Source organism: Pseudoalteromonas sp. OANN1 (assembly GCF_024124685.1).
GTDB classification, from domain to species: domain Bacteria; phylum Pseudomonadota; class Gammaproteobacteria; order Enterobacterales; family Alteromonadaceae; genus Pseudoalteromonas; species Pseudoalteromonas piscicida.
The window spans coordinates 113944-125740 of record NZ_JAMXSE010000017.1; the positions used below are offsets into that span (position 1 = coordinate 113944).

Below are 11797 nucleotides of genomic sequence, written 5' to 3' on the forward strand. Positions count from 1 at the left end.
ACTAAAAGTGAATAATGGTAAACCGTTTTTGCATGTATTCATGCAGAAAAAACAAGGAATAACCCAATGAATAAAAAAGTATTGGCGTCTCCAATTCAAAACGCGCATTGGATCCAGCTGAACAACAATATGGATAAGTCAATTCAGCTTGGCTCAATTAGTGTTTTACATACGGGTAGCTTAGATATTGAAGCTATCAGTGCATATTTGACCACTTTAGTAGAGCGTTTGGATATTATCCGCACGGCCTATGAGGTCGATGAATTTGGTGGGCTCTGGCAAAATATCAGAGATCTTGATCCGATTGAATTGGTGACAGAGGATTGGCGTGGTTATACAGACGCACAAATAGCACAGCGTAAGTTAGAAAACACTATAATCGGGGAAAAACAATCAAGCGACTTTACCACTCCTTGGTTACGATTAGTCATTGCGCAGCAAAGCAGTAGCTACTGGTGCTGCCTTGAAATGAGCGCTCTAAACACAGATAGTTTTACATTGGCTCATCTAATGCAGTTGATTCTTGCCGCTGGTAGCGAGTGTTCCAATGATGCACAGACTTGGCTGCAAAATGAAGTCATCCAGTATGAAGAGCTAGCACCTTGGTTAGCAGATTTCTTGTTAGATGAGGAATTAACAGAAGCTCGTCAATTTTGGGCGAGGGATAAAAGTGTTGCCGCGTTGGTTAATAAATGTACGTTGCAACGATATAAGCATGATGGAAAATCAGAGTACAAATTTGACTATATCAACCTTGGTGATATTCAAGGTGAAATCTCACGTTTTGCTGAACAACACCAAGCGACGAGCGCTGAAGTAGTATGTGCGAGTTTGCGTTTGGCGTTGAAGAAGTTTGCACCAAAGGCCGAACTTGCTAGAATGTTCGATAGCCGTTCTGACAGTGATTTAGCGGATGCTATCGGACCATTGAGTCGGGCTGTGCCTTTATTCCCAGAAGTTGCTGACAATTTTAATGACGCTATACAGAACGAACTTGAATGTAGTGAGCACGGTGTTGATTACGCTGAGTGTTTTGCTAAAAGTCATGATCATGAGTCCGCAGGTTTTAGCTTTATCTTTGATAGCGTAGTTAATTTAGATCTGCCGACACTGCAAATCGAGCAGGTAAAGCACTTAACTGAAGCGTGTAAGTTACAGTTTACTTATATTCAGCAAGAGAGTGAAAGTCGTTTACAACTAACGTATGATAGCGAATATGTTGACGCTCAAGCCGTCACTTATTTACTTAATCAGATAAAAGTGGCGTTAACTAATCATGTTGGTATTGTCACTCAGCATCTTGATGCTACATATCAAGGTTATGGTAAAGTGGTTACTACATCGGGAGTAACGGTATTAGATCACGTTAATAAGGTCGTCGCTGCAGGCAACGGTAGCGTGCTTGAGTTAAATGGTAAGGAAAAAACACTCGCAGATGTTGATTGTGCAGCAAACCAACTGGCGAATTATTTACAACATCAAGGAGTAGGTAAAGGTGATGTCGTTGCGCTATGTCTGGTCCGTTCAGTGGACTTCGTCATTGCGATGTTGGCGACGATGAAAGCGGGTGCAACATATGTTCCTATCGATATTGACCTGCCGCATCAGCGTATCACCGATATGCTTAAAGACGCGCAAGCAAGTACGGTGATAAGTGTTGGTGAGTATGAGGTCACTGGCTGTAAAAACATTGATTTAAATGAGCTCAAGCTCGAGCAGTACGCTGCTACAGCACCGGATATAATTATTCAAGAAACAGATTTAGCATATATTTTATTTACCTCTGGCTCTACAGGAAAGGCCAAGGGAGTAAGTATCAGTCACAAAGCTTTGCTCAATCATATGAACTGGATTAATGATGAATTTACATTTGCAAAAGACGATCGTTTCCTGCAACGAACATCAGCAAGTTTTGATGCATCAATTTGGGAGTTTTGGGCACCGTTGATGGTTGGCGCAACGATGGTTATTGCCCCAAGTGAAATCAATTATGATCTACCACTGTTCAAGCGTACGATGCATGACTATTCGATCACTCGACTACAGCTTGTGCCATCACTACTAGACTTGTTACTTGAACACATTGATGGTTCTGTATCGTTCGCGCTAAAAAGTGTATTTTGTGGCGGTGAGGCATTGAAGAGCTCAACCGCAGATAAAACTATGCAAGCTTTTAATTGTGAAGTTATTAATCTATATGGGCCATCTGAGTGCTGTATTGATGCTTTATTTTGGCGCTATGAGCGTGCGACAGCAACAGATTTTGTGCCTATCGGATACCCAATTGATAACTTACAGTGTCGGGTCATGAAAGAAGATGGTTGTCTTGCCGAAATAGGTGAAACCGGTGAGTTACAAATCGCAGGTGATTCCGTTTTCAATGGTTACTTTGGTCAAGACGCTTTAACGGCGAAAGCACTGATTCATTGTAATACTAGTCACTTGGATTTTTATAAAACCGGTGATCATGTCCAAGTGTTGTCAGACGGTAACTTAATGTACTTAGAGCGTCTTGATAATCAAGTAAAACTTAATGGCTTTAGAATAGAACCTGATGAAGTTTCTATGATTATTTTGAATGCAGGTCTTGCGGAGCAAGCAAAATGTGTTGTTGCTGGAGGTGGACTTTCTCTATTTATTATTGCTCCTACTGCCTCCGAAGCTGAGCTTACGCAATTGTTGGCCAATAAGTTACCTGAATATATGCAGCCAAAACAGCTGATAGAGCTAGAGGCATTCCCCTATTTATCCAACGGTAAGTTAGATACTAAAACTCTAATTGAAAGTGCGTTAAACCATACTAATTCAGACTATGTAAAGCCTGAAACGGAAGTCGAGGTACAGCTTGCTCATATTTGGCAAGAGCTCTTGAATACATCTATGTTGATTGGCACTACGCATGATTTCTTTGCTATCGGAGGACACTCTCTCTTGGCAATGAAAGTACTAAATCGCATTCAAGAAGAGTTCAAAATAAACATTAGTGTTCGAGTGTTATTTCAAAATAAAACAATTGCTGAACTTGCAGCGCACATCGAACCATTACTGCTGTTAAACAGTGCAAATAATGAAGAATTAGAATGTATGGAAGGTGGTTTACTATGAGCGTAGTTGAGTTGCTTAGAGAAGTTAAGAATAAGGGCATTATTTTATATCTTGAGAATGGTAGCTTGGCTTTTAAAGCACCGCCAGGAGCGATGGATAATGAAATAAAAGCACAAATTATAGCGAAGAAAAGTGAAATTGTTTCTTTGCTTCAACAACAGGAAAATACAGGTATTCCCACTATCATTAGCCGTCCAAAGCGGGATGATAAGCTTCAACCTGCTTCATTTGCGCAGCAAAGGTTATGGTTTATTGATAGCATGCAAAAAGGATCCGCTGAGTACAACATGCCTGTTGCTTTTGAGGTAAGTGGTACACTTGATCTTGCAACGCTGACCAAAGTATTTGCAGCAATTATTGAGCGTCACGAAATATTGCGCACAGTGTATTTATCAGATGCCGGTGAAGTACAGCAGGTCATTCGTGATATGACTGAAATTGACTTTAGCATCACTGTGGAGAATCTCGAGCATCTCACGGGTGAGATGCTCGAATCTGAAGTTCAAACTCTTATTTCATGTGATATGAATACCCCATTTAATTTAGCGCAAGATTTGATGCTAAGAGTAAGCTATATTCATAAAGCTGAAGGCTCAGGTGTACTGCTATTTAATATGCACCATATTGCATCCGATGGATGGTCGACTGAGATACTTATCAAAGAGTTTATTACATTATACCAAGCGTTCAGTGAGGGGGAGCAAAATCCGTTACCTGAGTTACCAGTGCAATACGCAGACTATAGCCATTGGCAGCGGGAATACGTAGCTGGTGAAGTCTTAGATGGTCAATTACGCTATTGGGAAAGTCAACTCAAAGATGTACCGATGATACACAGCTTACCCTGTGACTTTTCTCGCCAAAAAAGCAAACAGACCATGGGCAAGTTGGTACATGGTCAGCTCTCCGGTAAACTTGCTAAAACATTACTAGATACTGCGAAAAAGTTGCAGCTTACTCCATTTATGCTAGTTCACGCTGGATTCTCTCTTCTGTTGGCAAGACACAGTAATAGCAACGATATAGTTATCGGTACGCCAATAGCAAATCGAACTCAGGCAGAATTAGAGTCACTAATTGGGTTGTTTACAAATACATTAGTATTACGAGCTAATACTGAGCATAAATCGTTACATGAATACTTTGATCATATTCGCCAAGTGCATTTAGGGGCTCAATCTAACCAAGATGTACCATTTGAGCAACTTGTTGAGCGCTTGAATGTTCCACGTAGCTCAGAGTATAGTCCTTTGTTTCAGGTTATGCTGACAACGAGCAGCGACTTTGGGGTCAATGAGAATTCAAACAGCCAAACGTTAGCATTACCAAATGCAGAGTTGAAAGCATATCTCTCTGATCAAGTACAGGCTAAGTTTGATATTGAGCTCAATGTCAGTATTAGTGAGCTTGGTGCGAGCTTAGATTGGACCTTTGATGACGGATTGTTTGAAACTCAGCATATCGAACAATTAAACCAACACCTGTGTTCATTATTTGAAGCCATAGGCTCTGTTAATGACCCCAAACAGGTGGCACCATCTTCATTACCCATGATGTCGGAAATTGAAATTAATCGTTTAGTTCATGAATTAAATGGCGTCGAACAAAGTTATGATAGTGAAAAGTGCATTCATGAGCTTTTCGAACAGCAAGTAGCTAGCTCCCCAAAACAAACTGCAGTGGTGTTTGCAGACAAAGCGCTTACTTTTGCTGAGCTAAACCAGAAAGCAAATCAGGTTGCACACTGCTTAAGGGCTAAGCATGAGGTTACGCCAGATACTTTGATCGGCCTGTGTGTTGAGCGTTCATTGGAGATGGTAGTTTGTATTTTAGGGATTCTCAAAGCTGGGGCGGCATACGTTCCGTTAGACCCAAGTCACCCTAATAATCGACTGATGGATATCATCTCAGAAACAGAACCTAAAGTTGTTCTAACACAATCTGAGTTGCTCAATAAGTTTGAATTATCAGAATCAAAGGTGTTGATTGTTGACGATTTAATTGATGGAGATAATTCACCATTTATTGAGTATCCGACTGATAACTTAGATAAAAGCACGATTGGATTAACCACAAACCACCTTGCTTATGTAATGTATACCTCCGGGACCACTGGTAAGCCTAAAGGGATCATGGTTCAGCACTGCGGATTACTTGCGAGAAAAGCTGGCTGGGACCATATTTTTGAAATTGATAAGACACCGCTGACTGTTTTACAAATGGCAGGACTATCGGTTGATATTTTACTGGGTGATATAATCAAAGCGCTTTGTAGTAATGCTGGAAAGCTCATCGTTTGCCCGTACGAAACGTTAATTTCAGCACATGAACTTTGTAATTTGATAAACATACATCAAGTAACTTATGGTGATTTTGTCCCTAGTGTTGTAAGAGAATTGGGACATTACCTTGTGAATAATGAGCAGAAGTTGCATGGACTTAAGTTCATATCAATAGGCTGTGAAGCGTGGAAAGTTGATGATTTAGAATTACTAAATCAAGTCGTTGATAACAGTACTCGAATTTTCAATTTATATGGTCAAACGGAAACGGTTATTGATGCTAGTTACTTTGATACCAGTAAGTATGGAATTGAATACTTAAGGAGTGGGTCGATCCCATTGGGCACACCATTCCCAAATACTGCACTTTATGTGTTAGATGATAACCGTCAATTGGTACCAAATGGAGTAACTGGTACTTTATATGTTGCGGGCCATGGTTTAGCTAAAGGCTATTTTGGCAACTCTGAACTTACAGCTGAGAAGTTTGTGCGCAATGAAAGTTCAGATATAAAAGAACAGAGACTCTATTGCACAGGCGATCTTGTAAGACGCTTATCCGACGGTAGCTTAGAATTTGTTGGGCGAGTCGATGAGCAAGTTAAAATTAGAGGGTTCAGGATTGAGCTCAGTGAAATTGAAGCACAAATCTCAGCCTTAAGCGATGTAGACTCTGCTGTGGTGATGGCCAAAGAAGTGCAAGGTAGTCTGCAAATCGTCGCTTATGTAAAACCTTTGGATCTAGCAATGGTGACAAACACTGAGGAAAGTTCAGAAAGTCAGTTTAAAGCGGCGTTGAGGAGTGTACTCAAAGAGAAACTACCAGAGTACATGTTACCCACAATCGTTATGATTATAGAAAGCTGGCCATTGAATGCTAATGGAAAGGTCGATAAAAAGGCATTGCCAGAACCTGACCGGGCATCAATCGGACAAGAGTATGTTGCACCAAAAACAGAGGTTGAAGAGCATCTAGCTAAAGTGTGGTCTGAATTGCTTAACCTTGAGGTTCAACAGATTAGCACTACAGCTAATTTCTTTGAGCTGGGTGGGCACTCCTTGCTAATAAGTCGCTTAGTTGCTGCACTCAATGAGCAGTATGAGATTAGTCTAGCGCTAAAAGAAGTATTCGAACTGCCTACAATCAAAGGGATTGCAGCACTTGTGGAAGCGTCGAAAGCGGCAGCAGTTAAGCAAGTAGAAACAACGGTGTCGGAAAAGAAAAATTCGATAGTGATATAAAAAGTAAATCTTATTCTCGTCAGAGTTATGCGCAATCTACTACAGCATGGCTCTGGCCATCAAACGATATCAATGATTTGATGGCGCTAACTTTTCGGAGAAAAACATGGAACTATTAAAAGAGCTTAGCCCCGCTGAGTATCAACAAGAAGCGAAGTCTGATTGTGGAGGCTTGATCCTCACCTTATTGGATGATGAAAAAGAAAAAATAGAACAACTAGTCAGACAGCATAATACAGTTAACTCAAAAGATGGTGCAGATATCACTTTTAACTATCTAGAAACATGGAATAAATTTCCTCGTAGAGTTAAAAGAAAGCTGCTTGAGTTCAAGTTTAAAGGCGGTGACCATAGCTATCTATTGATAAAGAATTTGCCGCTACTACAGGGGCTTCGTGATACACCGCTCGCGAAAAATGAAATTAAGGGTAAGCAGCGAGATTATGCCGCGCTATTACAATCGATCATTTCCGTATCATTAGGGTATGTATATAACTTTAAAGATAAAATCACCACTGGGTTGGTAGACGATATCTATCCGATAAAGAAAGATTCTAACAAGCAAGTAGGCACCAACAGTGTATTTCTTGAATGGCATGTTGAAGATGGATTTCACGAAACGAAAGCTGATTTCGTTACACTGCTATGTTTAAGGGATGACCCTGAAGTAAAAACATATTTGATGCCGGCAAATCACCTGAATTTGTCAGATGCAGAGCGTGCACAACTGAGCCAATTAGACTATCTAATTTGGGAAGATCTCACATTTAACAACGAGGGTGATTTACGTAGTACCAAGGTAAAAGTGCTGGATGGTACTGAAGATCCTGAAATTATTTACGACCCAGCTTACATGGAAGCGTGCAGTAGCGCATCAGCCGAAGCTTTCTCGTCTCTTAAAGACTCTATCGTGAAAGGGTGTTTGACTTTAACCTTAGCTGAGGGCGAGATGCTGGTCTTTGACAATCGTAGAGTGGTTCATTCTCGTAATGCTTACAGTCCCAGATTTGATGGCAAAGATCGTTGGCTGTTGAGAACGCTTGTGGTGGAAAGCTGGTGGAAAGCAAAGAATAAAAAAGTAGAGTCGACTTTATATGTAAGTTAACGGGCAAGGTCGGATAGCTCGGATTTACCCTGTTATTTTAGGTCTCAATAGTTTGAGGATGAAGCAGCTAGTCGCTAGCTTCGGTTGAATACAAAGTTTTAGTACTCCAGTCATGGATTGGTAATTGGTCGTTTGCACTTAATAGCTCGTTGAGAAGTAAGGTGCGCTCTGTAGACCTTGCACTATGTAAAAAGGTAAAATTTCTGTGGAAAATATAAAAAAATTAATAGCCGATTGTGCCGAGGCACAGTTCTCATTTGAGCTGGCGGAGAATGACCAACTCAAAATCAACTTTGAGGAAGCCATCCCTGAGTTAATACAGCGAATTAAGGACAATAAAGAAGGGATCCTGTACTACCTCCGAAGTGATGGATATAAAAAAGTTGTAAAAGCAACTCAAACGGATCAAAAACATAACTTATCGTATGCACAGCAGCGCCTGTGGTTTATTGATAATTTAAAAGGCAGTACTCAAGAATATAATATGCCGATGGCTTTTGATGTAACGGGTGAACTCAATATTGCGGTGTTGAAAAAAGCATTCCATACCATCATAGCAAGGCATGAGGTATTACGTACTACTTACCATGAACACGATGGTTTGGCTGTACAGCAATTAAAGGGTATAGATGCTTTTGCTTTTGATATTCAAGAAGTTGATCTTACAAATCTCAGTGGTGATTCATTACAAACTGCATTAAAGGGCCACATCGATGAACTGATTGGCCAGCCATTCGATCTAAGTCAAGATCTAATGCTTCGCGTAAGCTACATCAAACGAACGAATGATTCTGGCGTTCTATTATTCAATATGCATCACATCGCGTCTGATGGTTGGTCAATGGAAGTCATTTTGAAGGAGTTATTTACCTTATATCATTCATATATAGCTGGTATGCCTAATCCACTTCCTGCCCTTTCTATTCAGTATTCAGATTATGCACATTGGCAAAAACAGTACTTGAGCAATGGGATTCTAGAGCAGCAATTAGCATACTGGGAAAAGCAACTAGATGATCTTCCTGTTGTTCACTCTTTACCTTTGGATAAGCCTCGCACTGAAGGGACGGCCAGCCGAGTCGGTATCGTACATGGCCAGCTTTCATCTGCATTGGCGAAAGAGCTTATCAATATCGCTAAGATGTATCAATTAACGCCATTTATGTTACTACATGGAATGCTTTCACTTTTGCTTGCTAAGCACAGTAATAGTAATGACATCGTTATTGGTACGCCTATAGCTAATCGCCTGCAGTCGGAACTGGAGCCGCTTATTGGTTTCTTTGCAAACACATTGGTACTTCGAGCTGACACCAGTTTTGCTTCTATGGATGAGTACTTTGCACATATTAGAGCACTACACCTTGATGCTCAGTCTAATCAGGATGTCCCTTTTGAACAGTTAGTTGAGCGCTTAAAAATACCGCGAAGTCAAAGTCATTCTCCTTTGTTTCAAGTATTGTTAACGACAAATAGTGACTATGCTTTAACGCCAGGTTCGGAGCAAGCATTCAAGTTACCAAATGTTGAACTCCAGACATATCAATCGGATTACATTCATGCCAAGTTTGATCTGGATATTGATATCAGCATTAGTGACTCAGGTGTTGCTTTAGTATGGGAGTATGATACTAGCATCTTCATGGAGCAGCGGATCCAAGTCTTAAACGATCATTTTTGTAAATTACTTAATGGGTTAGCTCGTATGGTTGCAGAGGGTAATGATGCCTTGCCTTCGTTGCCTATGCTGTCTCAGGAAGAAGCACATTACTTATTAAATGAAGTGAACGATACAGTAGTTCCTTATACTAAGGACATGTGCATTCATGAATTGATTGAAGAGCAAGCCTCGCTTCATCCTGAGCGGACCGCTGTGGTTTTTGATGACGAGGTTCTCAGCTATGCAGAGCTCAATAGGAGAGCAAATCAGGTAGCGCACTATTTACGTGAAGAGCACCATATTAAGCCTGATGATATTGTTGGCCTATGCGCTGAGCGTTCGGTTGAAATGGTCATCGGTATCGTTGCGATATTAAAAGCAGGAGGGGCATATCTTCCTCTTGACCCTAGCTACCCAGTGTTACGGCTGTCTTATATGGTAGAAGATGCTGCACTTAAAGTTGTGTTGACTCAAGGAAGTAATATTGAGATAGCAAAAAGCTTGGGAACACCGGCTGTTGCATTGGATCAGCACGCGCAATTTTCACCTTATGACATAACAAATGGACCTAAATCACAACTAGGTTTGACAGCGAACCATTTAGCTTATGTGATTTACACTTCTGGTTCTACAGGAAAACCAAAAGGAGTGATGGTTGAGCATCAAGCTCTGTTTAACCGGATTCATTGGATGCACAATAAGTATGGTATGACTCATCGTGATAACGTGCTACAAAAAACACCGTACAGTTTTGATGTTTCGGTTTGGGAGTTCGTTTGGACTCTAGCCTACGGGGCGAAACTGGTTGTTGCTCGTCCAGATGGGCATAAAGACCCAGAGTATCTATGCCGTCTAATCCAGCAGAGCCAAATTACTAAGCTACACTTTGTTCCTTCAATGCTGGGACTTATATTGGAAAATAAGCAGTTCTCACATTGTCATAGCTTAGAGCAAGTATTTTGTAGTGGCGAAGCGTTGCAGCAAAGCCATGTTGAAGAATTTAGAAAGGTTTTACCAAGTACCCAGCTGCATAACCTTTATGGGCCAACAGAAGCTGCCATTGATGTAAGCTATTGGGATTGCTCGGGGGATATCAGTAAAGGAGTGCCGATAGGAAAACCTATCGACAATATTCAGTTGCTTATTCTTGACCCTAATTTAAACCTAGTGCCAAAGGGAGCTGTAGGGGAGTTACATATAGGTGGAGATGGCCTCGCGAGAGGGTACTTAAACCAAGAAGAACTAACTTCTGAGCGCTTTATTCATAACCCTTTTTATGATGAAGGACAAGGTAGCCGCTCTCCACGTTTATATAAAACAGGCGATCTTGCACGCTTAAGAGCCGACGGGGAAATTGAATATCAAGGTCGAATTGATCATCAAGTTAAAATTAGAGGCTTACGTATTGAACTTGGAGAAGTCGAGCATCAGTTAAGTGGCCTAGATAGTGTTGATTCAGCGCTTGTTCTAGCAAAAGAAGTTGCAGGTTCAACTCAGTTGGTTGGTTATTTTAAACCATCGCATAACCATGGCGACTTTGATCAAAAGAGCTTGATAGAAAATATACAAAGGGAGTTAAGTGGCGATCTTCCCGCTCACATGGTGCCAAGTATACTTATTGCAATAGATGAATGGCCATTAACGGCCAATGGTAAAGTAGACAGAAAAGCCTTACCAGAGCCAGAAGGCAGTGCACTGCAAGGAGAATATGTTGCACCGGTAACAGAAGTGGAGCAAAGGTTAGTTGATATTTGGTCAGCCTTACTGAATATACCGAGCGATAGAATAAGCACCACGGCGAACTTCTTCACACTAGGCGGACACTCGCTACTGAGCATTCGTTTAATGTCAGAAATTAGACAACAATTTGCCGTAGCGCTACCAGTGCAGGCAGTATTTGATGCGGAGAATTTGGCAGCACTTGCGACACTCATCAATCAGGGCCAAGGCAGTGACATGCGACCAGCTTTAGAGGCGGTTGCGCGTACATCAAGTATCCAGCCAGTTTCTTTTGCACAGCGACGATTGTGGTTTATAGACCAACTACAAGGAGGCTCGGCGGAGTACAATATGCCAATGGCACTGGAAGTGTCAGGTGAATTGGACTTGGTGGTGGTAGAGCGCGCCTTGAATGAAATAGTGGCTCGACATGAAGTGTTGCGTAGCGTGTATGTTGAAGTAGATGGCGAAGCAAAACAGCAAATTAGGGATATAGCAGAGGTAGAGATTAAGGTAGCACAAGAGGATGTGCGACATTTATCAGGAGAGTCCCAGGTGCAAGCGGTAGCGGCACTAGTCAATGATGAGTTTGTACAGCCATTTGATTTAGCATCGGATGTCATGATACGAGTACGCTATATTCATACGTCGGAGCGTGCAGGGGTTCTGCTATTTAATATGCAT

Annotated in this window: 4 protein-coding genes; all 4 read left to right on the top strand. The window is 41.3% G+C overall.

Annotated features, from left to right (window positions below):
- Nucleotides 1-66: 66 nt before the first annotated feature.
- Nucleotides 67-3105, top strand: coding sequence for an amino acid adenylation domain-containing protein (locus tag NH462_RS14835; RefSeq protein ID WP_253106361.1), 3039 nt, complete (start codon nucleotides 67-69; stop codon nucleotides 3103-3105).
- Nucleotides 3102-6629, top strand: a complete 3528-nt coding sequence (locus NH462_RS14840) for an amino acid adenylation domain-containing protein (protein WP_253106363.1) — start codon at nucleotides 3102-3104, stop codon at nucleotides 6627-6629. Before NH462_RS14835 ends, NH462_RS14840 begins: the two co-directional genes overlap by 4 nt.
- Nucleotides 6630-6735: 106 nt before the next feature.
- Nucleotides 6736-7734: a TauD/TfdA family dioxygenase gene (locus NH462_RS14845; RefSeq protein WP_253106365.1), complete on the top strand. Its 999-nt coding sequence runs from the start codon at nucleotides 6736-6738 to the stop codon at nucleotides 7732-7734.
- A gap of 205 nt (nucleotides 7735-7939) precedes the next feature.
- On the top strand, nucleotides 7940-11797 hold a 3858-nt coding region (locus NH462_RS14850; protein WP_253106367.1), incomplete at its 3' end, for an amino acid adenylation domain-containing protein.

Coding starts and splice junctions, on each gene's coding strand:
- NH462_RS14835 (WP_253106361.1), top strand. CDS start 67: ATGAATAAAAAAGTATTGGCGTCTCCAATTCAAAACGCGCATTGGATC.
- NH462_RS14840 (WP_253106363.1), top strand. CDS start 3,102: ATGAGCGTAGTTGAGTTGCTTAGAGAAGTTAAGAATAAGGGCATTATT.
- NH462_RS14845 (WP_253106365.1), top strand. CDS start 6,736: ATGGAACTATTAAAAGAGCTTAGCCCCGCTGAGTATCAACAAGAAGCG.